The organism is Longimycelium tulufanense (assembly GCF_014645795.1).
GTDB lineage: Bacteria > Actinomycetota > Actinomycetes > Mycobacteriales > Pseudonocardiaceae > Longimycelium > Longimycelium tulufanense.
The window spans coordinates 33,262-49,416 of sequence record NZ_BMMK01000022.1; the positions used below are offsets into that span (position 1 = coordinate 33,262).

Sequence of the window (16,155 nt, forward strand, 5' to 3'; positions counted from 1 at the left end):
ACCGCAGGAGGCGGGTTCAATGTTCTCGTTTCGCTTATCGCTGGATGAACTCGAATTTCGAGGCAAGCTCGAGTGTTGGGTCCCTCACCGGAGCCGTTGGGTCTTCAAGAACAGTTGGATCACACCGCTGGCGAACCCTGCACTCGACTTCGCTGTGGTCGCTGACTCCACCCGCGTCTGCGCCATCGCCCGCGAACGGGTTTTAGATCGAGCACCGCTTGATCCAAGGTTCCTGATCTTCACCCACCCCGCTGTACTCGACGCACTCTTGGCCGAGCTGGAGACGTGGCCAGGCGACTACACCGTCATCGAGATGCAAGACCAAAGCGCGCGAGTTCGTGCCGGCCGCTTCGGTACTGCCCCGCTCTACCTGGCACCGGCCGGGAAAATCCTTGAAGGTTCATGGAACCTTCCCGATCTCAGGCACCTTCTCAGCGCTGATCGGCTTCGCGACCGTGTAACCGTCCGGGCTCTCACCCGCCAACATCGCTACTCGACGGATACGCTCTTTCGCGACGTCTACCGCCTCACCGAGCGGGCGACAGCGTCAGCAACTCCTGAACGATTCTCCATCGAGTACCCGAAGCCTGCTGCCCATGTCATGCAGCCCCGCAAGCTGAGACAGGGCGTCGACCCGATCAAAGAGTTCGACCATCTCCTCACAGAGAAGGTAAGCCGGTATCGATGCGAACCGACCGAGATTGGTGTCGAACTGTCCGGCGGAGTTGACTCCGCCAACGTGGCGTTGTCCGTGGCAAGGCTCTTCCCACAGCAGGTGCGAAGCTACGGGCTGATCATGCCTGGTGATGTGGGTGAGCAGCAGCGGAGCCGCCGAGACCGGTTCGTTCAGACAATTGGAACGCTGGACACAACCGTTACGGCGAGCCATCACCCGCCCTTCTCGCCGGCTGGAGTGCGGGCGCGTGGCATCCCCCATGATCCTGCTGGCGCCTACTATCGGGAAGCGTTCGACGTTCTCCGCGAAGCGGCCTCAGCCCATCACGTTCGTCTCCTCTTCACCGGGCACGGTGGCGACGAACTCATGGCACTTTCACCAGACGTGCCAGCGGCGCTAGCGGCAACGCAGGCTGACGTGCCGTGGCTCACCCAGCAGGCCAAGGAAGCGCTGGAAGAAGTCGACGTCAACCTGGCCCCGGTGCCACCAGTCCCGCTCCCAGCCCTGATGGCATTCATCGTCCGCAACCCGCCATACCTGCAGGCCGGAATCTGGCCGGTGGCCCCCCTCGCCGACCCCACCACCAGCAGATTCGCCGAACAGCTCCCCGTCGTGTGGCGGCGCAACAAGGCACTGTTGAGGGAACGCCTCCGACGGGCAGGGAGCACCGAGAGCGACGTGGCCCCGTCCCGGCCGGAGCACTTCCACGACCTCCTTCAACTCGGTCTCCGTCGCTGCGGGCTACCACTACTTCGGACCATGCTTGATGATTCCGTTCTCGTCGACTGCGGTTACGTCGACCCGGATGCTCTTACCTCGGCGTTCCGACAGGCGCAGGGAGCCAAGGAGGTTCCGTCGCTGCTCTGCGACACACTCGTCCTCGAAACCGGGCTACGCAGCCTCTTGGAGGGCCATCAGTGACAGGCTTGGCATCGTCCAACATCGCCTACCGCGATCCTGAGCTGTACGACCGAATGCGCACGGACGACCACGCGGTGGTCGATCGATGCGTGGAGCTCATCGACCAGCATGGTCCGCCCGGAGCCCGCACCCTTGTGGACTTCGGCTGCGGCACGGGGCGCGACCTCGACCAGGTGAGCCGCCGCTTCGACGGGACAGGTGTGGATCTGAACCCCGCGATGGTCAACCACGCCCACGAACGCCGCCCCCACCTCGACGTGCGGCTCGGCGACATGCGGAACTTCCGCCTCGGCCACACCGTCGACGTGCTGCTCTGTCTGGGGAACTCAATGGCGTACCTGCACAGCCTGAACGACCTGCAGGCCGCCGTGAGCACCTTCGCCGCGCACGCCCACCCAGGGACACTGCTGGTCATCGAAACGCTGATCAGTGCGGTGCCCGCAAGCCCACCACGCACGTCCGATGTCGAGCACGGCGGCATCCGGGCGGAGGTCACCGTCAGTACAGAGTGGAACCTCCGCAAACAGATCTCGACGACGCATCGGACCTGGAGGTTCACCGACGGCCGTTGCGAGAGCGACCACCTTTGCCGCCGGGTGATCTTCCCTCGGGAGATGGACCTCCTCCTCGGCGGAAGGGGCTTCGAGATCCTCTCGATGTCGAACCCGCGTGATGACCAGGAGCTTCGCGGGCCGGGAGCGCTCGTCGCAGCGCGCTACACCGCACTCACTACGTCCACGTGAACCTCCGGACATGGCATCGACTGATCGTTGATACAAGACGAGGGCAGTCAACAGAACTGCCCCCACGCCGCCACCCGCCGCTGTCTACGCCGCCGGCGCCCGCTGCGGCTGCCCCTCGTGCGCCAGCGGGGGCTGGTACGCCGAGAGCCCGGCCTGCCGGTTCTGGCGTGCCCACTGCGGGGCCTGCTCCGGCGCCCGCACCTTCATCGAGTTCACCGACCACGGCCGTCGCGCCCGGGAGTGCCTGCTGTGCCGGGATGCCTGGCACGAGGCGGTGCGTTTCTTCCGCGACGCGCTGCGTGACCCGACCGTGGTCGCCCGCCGACTGCGGGAGGAGGCGGCGCGTCGTCGGCGTGAACACGACGGCTTCACCGGTGCCGCAGCCGGCGTGACCGTCGACGAGGATCACCGGTGACCGTCGGGCGCACCGCGCCGCATCACCGGGTCGCGCTCTCCCTGGTGGCTCAGGCCGTGGTGCTAGACGGTCGCCTCTCAAGCACCGCCCACCGTGGACCCACCCGTGTCACCGTCCGCGTCCGTGGCGGGAACGGGGCGTGGGCCCGAGCGGTGCGGCGGAGACGGCGTGCCCGCCTCGCCCTGGTGGCGTGACGTTCCGGCGGTGTTCTCCGGGGGCGTCGGACTCGGGCCGCCCGTCCCGGCCGGCCCCCTCGGGGGCGTCGCCGTGGCCGTGCGCGGAGGCGGAGCACTGCCGCGCTGGCCGGTCGGCGGCACGGGAGTGAGGGCCTCGCCCGGAGCCTGGCGGCCGACGGCGATCAGCCGCCGCGCCTCCCGCTGGCTGACCTCCAGCAGGTCGGCCACCTGCTCCACCGTGCGACCTGCCTCGTGAATAGCCAGGGCGGCGCGGGCCCGGGCGACCCGCGCCCCGCTGACCTTCTGCTCGGCGGCCTCCCGCAGCCGACTCACCTTGGTCTCGTGCTCGCGGACTTTCTCCTGCAGCCGCTGTTCGACGGCCTCGATCTGCTCCCCGGCCGCGATGAACGCGCCGAGTGCCTGTTCGACGCGCTGCTCCCGCTGGCGCTGTTCGGCCAGTTGCCGGGCGTTGCGCTCCCGCGCCCGCTCCAGCTGCCGGACCACCTTGGGAGCCCGGCGCCTCCGCCGACCCGTGTGCGAGGTTGTCGTCGGCGTGGCCGCACCGTCCTGGTCCTGACCGATCCCCATCGCATGATCCCCCATGACGCCACGCTAACCCGGGCAGCACCACAAGGGGGTCGCTTTCGCGGGCGGAAACCCCGCCGCGGCACACCACGACACCCGAGACCTCTCGGTGCCCTGGGGCGTTGCCCCGACACGCGGCAGGAGGAGGGGCCGCGGAGATGGCAAAGGCGTGCCCCGCCGAAGCCGGACACGCCCGGTGTGCCATGCGCAGCAAGCCCCGAAGGGCTCACCACCCTCACGGGCGGCTCCGCCAAGAACTGCGCGACACGCGCGCCAGGGATCTGCAGGCACCAAGCAAGCCGGAACCCGACGCAGGGGCCAGTGTAACGGCGATCGACTCCGTGGGACAGTCACCCCGCGATGCCGCGCGCCCCGGGTGGCCGGGCTAGCCCGCCAGGGCGCCGGGACCGGCCGGTAACGGCGAACACGACCGGACAGCGCGGCGTGACGACCGCACAGTGCGAACCCCCTCATGCCCCCAGGGTCTTCTGCCGCGGCCGCCCCGCACCAGGCACTGCCCACACTCTTCCCCGCACGCTCCGAAGATTCACTCCCTTGGTCTCACCGTCGCGGCACAATTATCGACGCACAGGGAGGAGAAAGGGTGGCAATCACCTTATTCGACAATTGCGCGGACGGGGAATGTCACCTCTGTGCGGGGTGAAAAAGGCGTGGTGTCCAGCAGGTGCCCAATCTGACGCCCGGGACTCCAAAGGGGGGCGGCGCATTGTGTCCGGGCCGCCCCTCCAGATCCAAGGAACCTGGCCCCAATCCGCCCAGGTGAACTGCGGCCGGCGGTTCCCGCCCGACGCTTTCTGTTCCGCGCCCCGCAGTCCACCCGGCCGGAACAGGCCAGAACCCTTGGATCTGGAGCCTCTGCGGCCCTTGCAGGGGTCATTAAGGGGCAGGGGGCGAGCCCCTGCCCCCAGTCGGCGCGCCGCCCCCCTTCTCCGCCCCTCAGCGGAGGGTCACCGCAACCTGACGGGAGGGTGACGAAATGACCCAAACAATCGACTAGTAAATTCGGGTGACAGCCCCTCTGGAAGTTGTGTAAATTCCGGCCGACAGGCTATGATAAGAGCATCAGAAACACCGGGAACGCCAAGCCCGGGATCTGCAAAACCAACAGTGGAGACTTTTCTTATGTCGCATTCTGTGGCGATTTCTGACGAGATCACCGAACTGGCTGCCCTGGTCAAGGCTGGGGACCTGGCCGCCGCCCGCCGCCGCGCCCGTACCCTGCTGGACACCGTCAACCCCGAGACGCTGGCCATCCTGGCCCGCTGCGTGGCCACCCTGGAGCGTTACCCCTTCCCGTCCGCCCTGCCCCGCCTGCGCCAAGCATGGCGCGACCACCCCAACCACCGCGACCTGATCGCCGCGTGCGTGCCCGACACCGACCCCGGTGTCTACCGCCCCGACATCCAGCCCGCCCGCCCGAACCGCTACGGCCGCCACAACTACCGCGCCCCGCGCGACCACCGCACCTGGACCGACCCCACTCGCCGCCGCGCCCGCCGGATCCAGCGCGAGGAACCCCGCACCGCCACCGAGTATTTCGACTCCCGGGCGGGCGTGGACGACGCCCCGGCACGCGCCGAGCGCCCCATCGGTTACGCCCTGGACTACGACAAGGCCGCTGTCCCGGACGTGCGCGGGCTGCCGTGCGTGGCCTGTTGGCTGGAACGCTCCCGTGCCGACGTGCACGCCCGTCGCGCCCGTGCCGGCCACGGTGACGACGGACTGTGCCACGACTGTCGGGAGCGTGGCCGCCCCGGCATCCCCGAACTGCCACCCGGTCACACCCTGGCCGACGCGGTCGCCGCCCGGTGCGCCCACATCGCCGCCCACACCGGCAACGCCGCCCACGCGATCCTGCGCCGGGAATGGCAGCGCGCCGGCCACCGGGCCCACCGCGACCTCATCGCCGCATGGGTGCAGGCCCACCCCCTGCCTGCCACCACCCAGGACGACACCCCGACCGAGCCCGCCCCGTCGGCCGCCCCCGCCGGGTGCGTGACCTGTGGCGACCTCCGGCAGGTACGCGACGGCCTGTGTGTGGACTGCCGCAAGCTAGACGACGGCCCCACCGATGACGCCGCCGCACCACCACGCGCTGCGTAGCGGCCACCCCGCCACCAAGGCCCCCGGTTCATTCTGAACTGGGGGCCCTTTTTCGTGCCCGCCACCGATTCCCCACGCTTTGCCCGACTGCCCGGCAGTCCCTGACAGCCGATCCCCGGCGCCCCCGCCGCCCGCCGCGCTGACGAGTCGACCGGAGCGGGACAGGACCAGGGCAAAGGCTTACCAGGAGTGGACGGGTGGCGTGCCGTGGTGCTGGTACCACCGCCGTCCGCAGTAGACGACCCAGCCCACGCGCCGCAGATCCTCCAGGCGACGCCGGGCGACACGGGGCGGAATCCCCGCCCGGTGCGCGATCTCCTCAGTGGTCAGGCCATCTATCCAGGGGCCCGGTCGTAGGCCGGTGCCTACCCCGGCGATCCACCGCACCAACCGCCCCAGCATGGGCTGCCCCTTCCCGCTTTTCGCATCCTCCCGAACCCCCGCTGACCTCGCCATACCGGTCGAGCCTCCCACGCTCCCCCGCCAAAGCGCATCACACCTCTGGCACTATCAGTGTGCGGACGGTCGTGCGCGGCCAGGCTGGGGGTGATGGCCGGTGATGACGCTGCATGTGTTGCACGCCGGTGACGGCTACACCTACCTCACCCGGCAAGTGGCGTCCGGCGATGTGAAGCGCAACGCCAAGGACCCGTTGATTGCCTACTACCACTCCACCGGTGCCCCACCGGGGCAGTGGGTAGGCTCGGGGTGCGCTGATCTGGACGTCTCCGGCGAGGTGTCCGAGGCACAGATGCAGGCCCTGTTTGGTGAAGGGTTGCACCCCGATGCGGACAACATGATCGCCGCGGCGGTGGCTGCGGGCACCGATATCGCTGACGCGATCAACGCGGTCCGGCTTGGGCGCCGCTTCGTCATCTACGACAAGCACATTCCGCTGGTGCGACAGCTGGCCGACGCTTACACACGATTCGCCCAGGCGCATCAGCGGCGCCCGACGATCGAGGAACGACGCACGATCAAGGAGCAAACGGCTTACAGCCTGCTCATGACCGTGGACCCGCAGCGAAACTGGACCAAGAGTGAGATCCGCGCCTACATCACCAACGTGTTGGGCAGGGCCCGCCAGCCCGTCGCGGGTTTCGACTGTGTGTTCACACCGGTGAAGTCGGTCAGCGTGCTGTGGGCACTCGGCGGACACCAAGTCCGCCAAGCCGTGGAGGCCGCACACGAGGCAGCCTGGCGTGATGCCCTGGCCTACGGTGAGAAGGAAGGCGCCTTCACCCGCGTCGGCGCCGGCGGGGTGGCCCAGGTGGAGACGTCCGGCTTCGTGGCAACGGCGTTTACGCACCGGGATAGCCGCGCCGGTGATCCGAACTTGCACACGCACGTGGCCATTTCGAATCGGGTGCTGGCCGCGGACGGGAAGTGGCGCACGTTGGACTCCCGCCAGATGCATCGCATCGCGGTGAGCATGAGCGAGCGGTACAACGCGCGCCTGGAAGACATCGTGACCCGACAGCTTGGGGCGCGGTGGACCGAGCGGAGCAAGGGGCCGTCGAAGCAGCCCGTCCGGGAAATCGCGGGCATCCCCGAGGAACTGATTCTGGGCTTCTCGCAGCGGCGCACGCAAATCGAAGCCGGGTATGAGCAGTTGGTCACCGAGTATGTGCGCCGACACGGCTACACCCCGCCGCGCACGGTGCAGCTCAAGCTTGCCCAGCAAGCATGTGTGGAGGAACGCCCCGCCAAGGGAAGGCACTACACCCTCGCCGAGCAGGTTGACCGGTGGCTTTCACGGGCGGGCGAGTTGCTGCCCGGGGTCGAGATCGGTGCGATGATCCGGGCGGTCTTAGGGCGGGCGCCGAGCGGCCCAAGCGCCAACCAGGTCAACGTCCACCAGGTCGCCGCGAAGGTCGTCGACGCGGTGTCGGAGCACCGGTCCACGTGGGCGGTCTACCACGTGCGCGCCGAGGCGGAGCGACAAGTACGCGGCGTACAGGTGGCCTCATCGGACGAGCGGGACCAGCTGGTCGAGGCGATCGTGACCCGAGCGTTGCAGGCGGAGTCGATCCGCCTCGACGTCGACCTCGAGGACGTTCCCACCCTGTTGCAGCGGTCCACAGGTGAATCGCTCTATCGGCGTCGTGGCGCCGACCGCTACACCTCACACGCGCTGCTGGACGCCGAACAGCGGCTGCTCACCGACTCCCAGCGCCGACGCGGCCCTGCGGTCCCGGCGGCCAGCATCGACGCCGCGATCGCTCGACTGGAGCGCCAGGAGCGGAAAGCCACGAAGACCCTCAACCCCGGTCAGCGGCACCTCGTGCACCACTTCGTCGGTTCCGGTCGCGCCCTCGCGGTCGGGATCGGACCACCCGGCACCGGTAAGAGCACCGCCATGCGGGCGGTGCGTGCCGCGTGGGAATCCACCGGCGGCCGGGTGATCGGACTGGCCCCCTCCGCTGCGGCCGCCTCCGTGCTCGGTGACGAGCTGGGTGTGCCCGCCGACACCCTGCACAGCCTTGGTGTGGCATGGCGGTCCGGGCACGACGTCGATGTGCAGGCCGGCGACATGCTGCTGGTGGATGAGGCGGGCATGGCCGGTACCCGCATGCTCGACCAGGTGCGCGCTCTTGCCGAAGAACGCGGTGCGGTGATGCGGCTGGTCGGTGACCATCGGCAGCTCACCGCGGTGGAGGCCGGTGGTGCCCTGCGGCTGATTCATCACGAGACCGGCGGGGTTGAGCTGACCGAGGTGCGCCGGTTCACCGACCCCACCGAAGCAGAGACGCTGTTGAAATTCCGGGTCGGGGACCCGACGGCGGTGCGGTGGTACGCCGCTCACGGCCGGCTGCGAGGCGGTGTCCGTGCGGCGCTGCTGGACCAGCTCTACACCGACTGGCATGCCGACCAGACAGCCGGCCGGATTTCCATCATGGTGAGTGACACCAACGACACGGTGCGCGAGCTGTCGACCCGGGCGCAGTTCGCCCGACGGGCCGAAGGTCTGGCCGAGAGCCGCGGTGTGACGCTGCATGACGGCACGACGGCGGGTGTGGGTGACCGCATCGTCACGCGTCTTAATCGGCGCCGGCTGCCGGTGCTCGGCGCGCGTGACTACGTCAAGAACGGCGATTTGTGGGAGGTGGAAAAGCGGTACCGTGACGGGCGGCTGCGGGTCCGCCACGTTCGTCACGGCGGCCGCGTCACGCTCCCGGCGGACTACGTCGCGGACTGGGTGGAACTCGGCTACGCCGCCACGATTTACCGCTCCCAGGGCCTCACCGTGGAGATCAGCCGCGCCCACCTGTCCCCCCACACCACCCGCGAGAGCGCCGTGGTCGCGCTGTCCCGTGGCACCGACGCCAACTACGGCTACCTCGAGACCGACCAGCTGTTCGGCCTGGACGAGCCCGAGACGTTGCCCGGTGACCTGTTCTACCGCTACCGCAACCACACCGCCGAGGAACAGGCCCTGGCCACGATCCTGCATCGCGACGGAAGGGAGCGCAGCGCGACCGAGGAGTTGCGCGACGCCCTTGACGCCCCGTTCCGCCTCGACACCGCGGTGGCGCAGTACGAGCACGCGTTGCAGGTGTACCGGGGTGAGCAGGATGCGGCCGCCGCGGCGAGGTGGGTGCGCGACGGGATACCCCAATGGGCCAACGACATCCTTGCTGACAAGGCGTGGCCGGCCCTGGCCGCGGTGCTGCATCAAGCCGACGGGGTCGGGGTGGACCCGCGGGACCTGCTGGCACAGCAGGCGGCGCGGGGGGAACTGGCCACTGCCCACAGCGTGGCGCAGGTGATGCATTGGCGCATCACCGAGCTGGTCGAGCTTCCGGTCGCGCCGGGCGGCGACCGACCCGAGGGGCTGCCCGGGTGGGTGCCGACCGCGCCCGAGTCCGGTGACCCGGTGCCCGATGCCAAGCATGCTGAGCTGCGGGACTGGTTGCGCACCAAGGCGGAGGTCCTCGCCCATCGCGTACGCGCGCTGGCTGATCGGGTCGCCGAGGAATTGCCTGCCTGGGCAGCGTCGCTCGGGACCGTGCCCGAGGACCCGGTGCAGCGCACCACCTGGTTACGATGTGCCGGCCAGATTGCGGCCTACCGGGAACGCTGGGGCATCCCTGAGAGCGACCCCACGCTGTTGGGCCCCACCGAGGTGCGCGGCCCGCAGGCCCCCGCCCGCCAGTGGGTGGAGCGTTTCCTCACCGCGGCCGGCCTCACGTTCCACGATCCGACCATTCAGCGGGCTCGCGGTCTCCAGGACCGGCTCGCGGCGTTGTCGCAGCGCGCCGCCCCGGCCTCCGGGCCCGAGCGCCCCGGGAATGGCACGGAAAACCAGCCGGAAACCGTCCACGATGTCGTGGAGGGGCCCTATAACGAGGAGCGCAACATCGGTCATGACCTAGGGCCGGAGCCATAGGAGGAAAGCGCAGCGATGAGCGAGCAACCCTGGTGGTTACCGAGTCAGGAGGGGGTCGATCCCGCCATAGGCGAGGACGACTTTGACTTCCACCGCGACGTGTTGGGGGACGCTCTCGTGGTGGGCGGCGTCGCCTACAACCCCATCGATTGGAAGCTCGAAGACGGCGACGTGGTGCGCCGCTCACCCGAGGAACGGGCGGTTCTTCTCGAGGTCGACGCGCGGGAACTCGCTGAGGAGGACTCTCACCGGCAGTACGCGTTCGAGATCGAGCATGAGGGGCCCGACGCGGATGCCCCGTTCTGAGCCGCTTCCCGCCGTGCTGGTGGGTCTCGTCGCTGTGCTGTGCGCTGGGTGCGACGACCCCACCGGCGGCACGGAGTTGGTCGCACCGACCACCACACAGCCCCGCTTCTCCCGCTCCCTGGATGTCCCGGCTCCTCACACAACGCCAGTGCGTCCGACGCCGCAGGCCCCGGTGACCGAGCCGGTGGAGACCGCGCGACGCTGGCTCCTGGCCTACCGCACCCGTGACTGGACCGATCCCGGTCCTGCGGTCTGGATCGACCGGACCCGTCCCTACGTAACCGGGGCCTTCGCCGCCGAGAACGAACAGGCTCGAGGGGGCACCCGGGGCGCGCACTGGGAGGAGTTTGTCCGCCGCCGCTGCCGCACCAGGGTGGAGAAAGCCACGGGTGTCATCCCTCCCGAAGCACCCCGTGGGGACACCGGGGTCTACGTCCAGGTGTCCGGCATCATCACCACCACCTGTACCGCGGGCGAACCCCACCCCGACGAACCCACCTCTGCCACGGTGTCCGTCCTCCGCGGACCTGACGGCCGATGGCGTGTCAACCAGCGCATCCACTAAAGCACCGGAGTGGGGCTGCCGGTGATGTCAGACGCCGGGCCGTAGGGCCCCGATGAACTCGGTGGCGTAATTGCTGTCGGGTGCCCAGACATTGTCCCGCACGTGCACGACGCCTCCGGAGCGGGGAGCTTCGACGATCCGGTTGTCTCCCAGATAGATGCCGACGTGGTGCACGTTGCCGGGAGTACCCAGCATGACCAGGTCGCCGGGCTGGATGTCTGCGATGGTGGTAATCGCCGGCTGCAGCGCGTCCCACATGGCCTGCGTGGTGCGGGGCAGGGTCACCCCGATCTGGGCGTAGGCGTAGCCTGCCAGGCCGCTGCAGTCGAAGCCGACTTTGGTGTAGTCACCGTGCGCGTCGGCGACACCACGGTCCCGGATGCCCCGGGTGGGGCCGTGGGCGTTGCCGCCGCCCCAGGCATACGGCACGCCCAGCTGGGACAACGCCGCATTGATGACCGTCTCGGCCTTCGGGTTAGCCGGAAGCGAGACCCGCTGGGCACCACGGCTGCCCGTGCAGGTCACCCCGTCCACGGCGCCGACGATCTGGAACGCCCGTTGCTCATGGCGGGCATAGGCGTCGGGAAACGCCGAGACTTGCACGGCCTGCGCGGCGTGGGCCACCGACATGCCTTCCCAGTTCGGGACATCGAGCAGACCGCGGGGTGCCGAGGGTTTGTCGGAACCGCCGAAGAAGGCGGCCGCAGCGAAACGGGGGTTCATCAAGTCCTGGACACTGCCCCACCCGGCCAGGGGGCGTTGTTGGAACAGGCCCACCGAGTCGTGGTCACGGCCGACCTTGTCGTGTGGGTAAGTCAGGGATTGGCGGATCATCGCGACCTTGTCGGCGGGCACGTTCGACCCGTCGTTGGCATAGTTGTGCAGCCCGGATTCCTGCAGCGCCGCGGCGATCGCGACGACGAGGCCCTTCACGGGCACGCCCTTGCTTTTGCCGACCTGCACGATCGTGGCGGCATAGCCCAGCTGCGTCGGGGTGAGCCCCGGGACCCCGTTCGGCACGTCACCGGGTGTGCAGGCCACCCCCGCTATGCCCGCGGCGGTGGCGTGTTCCTCGGTGACGACGGCGAGGACGGCCAGCAGCAGGATGGCGCCCATGAGGGCGAGTGGACCCAGAAGCGCCAGCATCAGTTTGGCCCGCATCAGCACTCCAGGTCCCACTCCGGGGCCAGGTGGGGATCGTGCCGGTGGGCGTGCTCGTAGCCGGCCGCATATCCCCGCTGGGTCCCCTCGTACTCGGCGGCCGCGATGCGTCCGGCCGCGAGCGCCTCCACGTCCAGAGTTGAGGCCGCCGGGGGCGGTGCGGGGGTGGAGGCCAGCCGGACGGATAGCCGGCTGCTGCGGCGACGTAGTTCGTCCAGTCGCACCGTGGTCCAGGTCATGACTGCTCCTGGCCGGTGTCAACGTGGACGTGGACGAGCTGTTGTGCGGCGTGGACCGCGAGCGCGAACGTGGTGGCCCCGGCCTGCTGGGAGGCCCAGTGCTGGAACGTCTTGTCTACCTCCTCGGCGGTGTGGCTCTCGCCCACCGCACACCGCGGGGTGCCCCAGTTCGGGTCCCGCAGGCGCTCCCGAAACCGGTGGACCTGCTCGGAGAACGCCACGGGCGCCGTAGGAGGAGCCTGCGGGTCCAGCCAGGCCCGGACCCAGGCAACGCGAAACGCCTTGAGTTCCTCCACAAGGAGCGGATGCACAGGCCAGCAGGCCGGGATCAGTCCGGCCAACCGGTAGGTGCGCACGAACCAGGCGACCCACGCGGCCAGCCGCGTCCAGCGCTGCGCGATTGCGGCGTGTGCCTGGGCCAGGCTCTCGGCGTCGCTGGCCTGGTATTCCTCGAACCGGTACAGGCGTGGGTGCTCCTGTGTCGCCTGGGTACGCTGGAGTGCTTTCTCGACTTTCTCCAGTCGGCCGGCCAGCGCTTCCAGCGCTGTCGTGCACTGATTCAGCGTGTCCAGCGCGGCATCCACGCGCTCGTCAAGCGACGCCGGTTCGCTCGGTGATGCCGAGCTCATTGCCACGGTCTCCTCCCCCAGATCTCGTTTATCGCACCTGTCTGCTCTCGCTGAGCGCGGTGAAGAACTCCCGTTCCGACGCTGCGGACTGGCCGGCATCCCCACGCTGGTAGTAGGGCGTCATCTTGGTCAGGACCGGGCGCAGTCCCCCTGCGGCCACGACCAGGGCGTGCTGCGGGCGCAGGGCCCGCACTTCCGCTGGTGTCAGCGCTGGCCGGGTGCGGATGCTGCGCTGTTCGGTCATGCCCCCCGCACCACGGGTCAAGGAGAGGACCTCTTCGTCGTAGTCACCGGCGTAGGAGGCGATTTCCCGAAGCTCCTCACCGGAGATGCCCGGCAGCACGACGTTGACGCTGGCCGCACCCCACATGCTCTTCGCGTGGTGCAGTCCCCACCGGGTGATGGCTTGGGCAAGGTCCTGCACCACCACAGTGGTGGTAATGCCCAGTCCGCCGCCCTCGGAGAGCAACCCGGGCAGTCCCTGGTAGGTGGTGGTGTTGGCGGCCTCGTCGGCGAGGATCCGCAGCGGCGGATCCAACCGGGTGTTCAGCTGACGCTGGCTGTGCGCCTGCGCGGCCAAGACCACGTCCTCCATCAGTGCGGCAAGCAGATCGGCGACACCGAGTGCCTCGTCTTTGCGGGTGAGCATGTAGACGGTGTCGTGGCCGACCAGCAGCGAGGCCGGATCGAAGTGCTCGCCGAGGCGGGGCAGGCAGGCCCGCAGCACCGCAGGATGGTTGAACATGCTCATCGCGGCTTCCACACCCATGTACACCCCGGACCGTTGCCGCTCGGGCGCCTCGGCCACACGGCGTTGCGCATCCGCCCACGCCTCGGAGTTGGGGGATCGTCGTGAGCGTGTCAGGACCTCGATCGGGGCGTGGTCGGTCGGCTCATAGGTCCAGCGCAGGACCGTGCGGATGTCCTGGCCCTCGACGGCGGCGGCGTGCAACAGGTTGCGCAACACCGTTTGCGCTTGCCGTTTCCAGGTGTCGCCGTTGCTGACCGCACTCATGTCCACACTGGACATCAGTGTTTGGGCGCGGCGGATCGCCACGACCGGATCCGTGCAGGCCCGCACGGGGTCCCAGCGCAGCGGCGGCAGCCCCGGCGCGAGGTCCAAGGGGTCGAACAGCAGCACCCGGCCTCGTTCGGCACGTGCCTTCCACGTCGCGGCGATCACGTCCGGCCTGCTGGAGGGGGCCAGCAACGGGCCGTCATGGTCAAGGGCTTCCGGGATGACCACACAGCTGGTTTTGCCCGACTCTGAGGGCCCCAGCACGTAACGGGACTGCCGGATCGAGGAGTAGCACTGGACCCCGGTGTGCACGTCCCGTCCCAGGTAGGTGCCGATCTGCTCCGGCGCGGGGCGCGGCGTGACCGTCACCAGCTGGGGGCGTAGCCGTGCGGCCTGCCGCACCAGCGCGGTCGCCCCGAGCCGCTGCTCCACCTCCTGTCGGGTCGCGAAGCCAGGCCGCGGCCGGCGCCGCGCGACCCCGATGCCCACCACGACGGCCAGCACGGCCACCACACCCATAAGGAGCCCGTAGACCAACCAATAGGCCACCGGCCCCGGCCGCGTGTCGGCCAGGCCCGGCCAGCCTCGCATCGGGTCGTCGGCATGGGCATAGACCCCGATGACCGGGGCCGAGAGGTTGATCCCGATCCCGCTCCACGACGGCCAGCCGAACCCGGTCACCCAGGCCGCCAGTTGCCCCGCCACCGCCGTCACCACGCCGATCACCAACAGGGCACCCAGCAGAACACCTGCCGCCATCTCCCCGCGCAGGCCCGCGCGCACCACCCGCTGATGGCGCCGGTCCAGGGTCTTCACGCACTCACCCCCAACGCGTCGTCGAGCAGGGCCTCCCACTCCTCATCGGGAATGTCGTCGACACCGCGCTGCGCCCGCATCCGCGAGTCGGTCTGCACCAGCGGCTCCTCCAGGGAGGACAGAATGTGCTGCACCACGAACGTGCGGCCACCCAACCGCCACATTCCCGAACCCTTGCGGAGGAACTTCAACAGCTGGGCTTGGACATCGGTGAGCCCCATCAGGTCCTTCGTCACCGGTAGTGCGGCGTCGGTTTGCCGGTAGGCGATCGAGAACCCGGTGTCTTCCAACAGGCCCCGGGCCAGCCGTGCGGCCTCGCTGCCGGCATTCCCGACCGCGTCCAGATCGGTCAGGCGGTGAAACGCGATCTGATTGCAGACCCCGTACATCCGCGACAATTTCCACTGCTCCTGATAGCGCCGCAGCAAGGGGACATGGCGCATGCCCAGCCAGGCTTCGTCGTAGCCGATGAGCCGCACCGCGGCCCCCGGACGCATGAGCTCGGCTTCCATGGCGCTCTGGGCGCACACCATCGCCATGACGGTGACGGCTTGGTCGGCGCGGACCGCGTGCAGGTTCACCACGGTGCCCGGCGCGTGGAAATCCAAATATCGGGTGGTGGACTCCTGAGCGTCGAACATGCCGGCCAGAGCCCCGTGGACGAGGTTGTGCAGCACCAGCCGCGCATCGCGGGACTCATCGAGCAGCTGGTCGGCGTTGATACCCATCCGGGACAGGTCCTCACCCCAGGCGTCCACACGGGTCATGTGGGCCAGCACGCCCGGTAGGGAGGCCGGGGCCAGGTCCTGGCGGGCCAAGCCCGGCAGCTGTCCGGTGCAGGTGTCCAGCGCCAGTTCCAGGCTGGTGCGCTCGGTCATGGTCAGCCGGCGGCCGAGCCGGACCTCCACCAGTCCCTCCAGCAGCGACATCCGCCGTGCCTTGGTGCTGGCCCGCCACTCGGCGTCGCTTTGGTCGGGGTGCTGTGCGATAGGAGCCAGCGGGTTGAGTCGGACCCCCAGGCCGGGGCCCAGCCGCAGCGGCTCCACCCCCAACTGGCGGGCGATGTGGGTGTACTCGTCCTTGATGTCGACCCAGGACCAGGGGATCCCAACCGCATTGAAGCGAATCATCTGGGTTTTCATCAGCGACGACTTGCCGGAGCCAATCTCGCCGATGATCAGGCCGTTGGGGCTGGTGATCGTGCCCGCCCGATACAGCTCCCAGGGGTCGAATAGGAACGAGGCGCGGCTGAACAAGTCCACGCCAATGTAGATTCCGGGGACTCCGAGCCCGGGATCCATGATCCAGGGGTACCAGGTCTTGAGGACACCGCTGCTGGCCGTGTGGGCCGGCAGCCGCATAAGACGGCTTAACCGCCCGGTTGCCTTTCC

The 16,155-nt window shown here is 69.0% G+C and carries 15 protein-coding genes; 7 read left to right on the plus strand and 8 right to left on the minus strand.

Annotated features, from left to right (window positions below):
* A partial coding sequence (locus IEY55_RS20840) for an asparagine synthase-related protein (protein ID WP_229686594.1) occupies nt 1-1,597 on the plus strand: 1,597 nt, incomplete at its 5' end.
* A complete protein-coding gene (locus IEY55_RS20845; RefSeq protein WP_189060201.1) occupies nt 1,594-2,340 on the plus strand; it encodes a class I SAM-dependent methyltransferase in 747 nt (248 codons plus the stop codon). The genes IEY55_RS20840 and IEY55_RS20845, both read left to right, overlap by 4 nt.
* Nucleotides 2,341-2,424: 84 nt before the next feature.
* On the opposite strand, the gene IEY55_RS32595 is transcribed toward IEY55_RS20845, so the two are convergent.
* On the minus strand, nt 2,425-2,547 hold the full coding sequence (locus IEY55_RS32595) for a hypothetical protein (protein WP_268239339.1): 123 nt from the start codon (nt 2,545-2,547) through the stop codon (nt 2,425-2,427).
* Nucleotides 2,548-2,614: 67 nt separating this feature from the next.
* On the opposite strand from IEY55_RS32595, the gene IEY55_RS20850 reads away from it, so the two are divergent.
* The gene (locus IEY55_RS20850) at nt 2,615-2,755 is read left to right on the plus strand and encodes a hypothetical protein (RefSeq protein WP_189060202.1); all 141 of its coding nucleotides are present in this window, start codon (nt 2,615-2,617) and stop codon (nt 2,753-2,755) included.
* A gap of 77 nt (nt 2,756-2,832) precedes the next feature.
* Here the strand turns inward: IEY55_RS20850 and IEY55_RS20855 are convergent, their stop codons facing one another.
* Nucleotides 2,833-3,534: a hypothetical protein gene (locus tag IEY55_RS20855; protein ID WP_189060203.1), complete on the minus strand. Its 702-nt coding sequence runs from the start codon at nt 3,532-3,534 to the stop codon at nt 2,833-2,835.
* A gap of 1,125 nt (nt 3,535-4,659) precedes the next feature.
* On the opposite strand from IEY55_RS20855, the gene IEY55_RS20860 reads away from it, so the two are divergent.
* Nucleotides 4,660-5,640 (plus strand): hypothetical protein, encoded by a 981-nt coding sequence (locus IEY55_RS20860; protein ID WP_189060204.1) that lies wholly within the window; start codon nt 4,660-4,662, stop codon nt 5,638-5,640.
* A 180-nt stretch (nt 5,641-5,820) separates the two neighbouring features.
* Here the strand turns inward: IEY55_RS20860 and IEY55_RS20865 are convergent, their stop codons facing one another.
* Nucleotides 5,821-6,042: a helix-turn-helix domain-containing protein gene (locus IEY55_RS20865; protein ID WP_189060205.1), complete on the minus strand. Its 222-nt coding sequence runs from the start codon at nt 6,040-6,042 to the stop codon at nt 5,821-5,823.
* A 157-nt stretch (nt 6,043-6,199) separates the two neighbouring features.
* Between IEY55_RS20865 and mobF the strand changes: the two genes are divergently transcribed.
* The 3 genes from mobF to IEY55_RS20880 are packed head-to-tail and all read left to right on the plus strand — an operon-like array spanning nt 6,200 to nt 10,901.
* Entirely contained in the window at nt 6,200-10,030 is a 3,831-nt protein-coding gene (gene mobF / locus IEY55_RS20870) for a MobF family relaxase (RefSeq protein WP_189060206.1), read from the plus strand.
* A 15-nt stretch (nt 10,031-10,045) separates the two neighbouring features.
* Nucleotides 10,046-10,336: a hypothetical protein gene (locus IEY55_RS20875; protein WP_189060207.1), complete on the plus strand. Its 291-nt coding sequence runs from the start codon at nt 10,046-10,048 to the stop codon at nt 10,334-10,336.
* Nucleotides 10,323-10,901 (plus strand): hypothetical protein, encoded by a 579-nt coding sequence (locus IEY55_RS20880; protein WP_189060208.1) that lies wholly within the window; start codon nt 10,323-10,325, stop codon nt 10,899-10,901. The genes IEY55_RS20875 and IEY55_RS20880 overlap by 14 nt, the downstream gene beginning before the upstream one ends.
* 27 nt (nt 10,902-10,928) lie before the next feature.
* On the opposite strand, the gene IEY55_RS20885 is transcribed toward IEY55_RS20880, so the two are convergent.
* Genes IEY55_RS20885 through IEY55_RS20905 form a run of 5 tightly spaced genes read right to left on the minus strand, consistent with a single transcriptional unit; the run spans nt 10,929 to nt 16,125 of the window.
* Nucleotides 10,929-12,062 (minus strand): C40 family peptidase, encoded by a 1,134-nt coding sequence (locus IEY55_RS20885; protein WP_189060209.1) that lies wholly within the window; start codon nt 12,060-12,062, stop codon nt 10,929-10,931.
* Nucleotides 12,062-12,301: a hypothetical protein gene (locus tag IEY55_RS20890; RefSeq protein ID WP_189060210.1), complete on the minus strand. Its 240-nt coding sequence runs from the start codon at nt 12,299-12,301 to the stop codon at nt 12,062-12,064. Before IEY55_RS20890 ends, IEY55_RS20885 begins: the two co-directional genes overlap by 1 nt.
* The gene (locus tag IEY55_RS20895; protein WP_189060211.1) at nt 12,298-12,930 is read right to left on the minus strand and encodes a hypothetical protein; all 633 of its coding nucleotides are present in this window, start codon (nt 12,928-12,930) and stop codon (nt 12,298-12,300) included. Before IEY55_RS20895 ends, IEY55_RS20890 begins: the two co-directional genes overlap by 4 nt.
* Nucleotides 12,931-12,958: 28 nt before the next feature.
* Nucleotides 12,959-14,764, minus strand: a complete 1,806-nt coding sequence (locus IEY55_RS20900; protein WP_189060212.1) for a type IV secretory system conjugative DNA transfer family protein — start codon at nt 14,762-14,764, stop codon at nt 12,959-12,961.
* On the minus strand, nt 14,761-16,125 hold the full coding sequence (locus tag IEY55_RS20905; RefSeq protein ID WP_189060213.1) for a putative type IV secretion/conjugal transfer ATPase: 1,365 nt from the start codon (nt 16,123-16,125) through the stop codon (nt 14,761-14,763). Before IEY55_RS20905 ends, IEY55_RS20900 begins: the two co-directional genes overlap by 4 nt.
* Nucleotides 16,126-16,155: the final 30 nt, after the last annotated feature.

Excerpts from the sequence above, each read along its gene's own strand:
- IEY55_RS32595 (WP_268239339.1), bottom strand. The coding sequence starts at position 2,547 with ATGAAGGTGCGGGCGCCGGAGCAGGCCCCGCAGTGGGCACGCCAGAAC.
- IEY55_RS20905 (WP_189060213.1), bottom strand. The coding sequence starts at position 16,125 with ATGCGGCTGCCGGCCCACACGGCCAGCAGCGGTGTCCTCAAGACCTGG.
- IEY55_RS20865 (WP_189060205.1), bottom strand. The coding sequence starts at position 6,042 with ATGCTGGGGCGGTTGGTGCGGTGGATCGCCGGGGTAGGCACCGGCCTA.
- IEY55_RS20860 (WP_189060204.1), top strand. The coding sequence starts at position 4,660 with ATGTCGCATTCTGTGGCGATTTCTGACGAGATCACCGAACTGGCTGCC.
- IEY55_RS20885 (WP_189060209.1), bottom strand. The coding sequence starts at position 12,062 with ATGCGGGCCAAACTGATGCTGGCGCTTCTGGGTCCACTCGCCCTCATG.
- IEY55_RS20890 (WP_189060210.1), bottom strand. The coding sequence starts at position 12,301 with ATGACCTGGACCACGGTGCGACTGGACGAACTACGTCGCCGCAGCAGC.
- IEY55_RS20855 (WP_189060203.1), bottom strand. The coding sequence starts at position 3,534 with ATGGGGGATCATGCGATGGGGATCGGTCAGGACCAGGACGGTGCGGCC.
- IEY55_RS20875 (WP_189060207.1), top strand. The coding sequence starts at position 10,046 with ATGAGCGAGCAACCCTGGTGGTTACCGAGTCAGGAGGGGGTCGATCCC.
- IEY55_RS20880 (WP_189060208.1), top strand. The coding sequence starts at position 10,323 with ATGCCCCGTTCTGAGCCGCTTCCCGCCGTGCTGGTGGGTCTCGTCGCT.
- mobF (WP_189060206.1), top strand. The coding sequence starts at position 6,200 with ATGACGCTGCATGTGTTGCACGCCGGTGACGGCTACACCTACCTCACC.
- IEY55_RS20895 (WP_189060211.1), bottom strand. The coding sequence starts at position 12,930 with ATGAGCTCGGCATCACCGAGCGAACCGGCGTCGCTTGACGAGCGCGTG.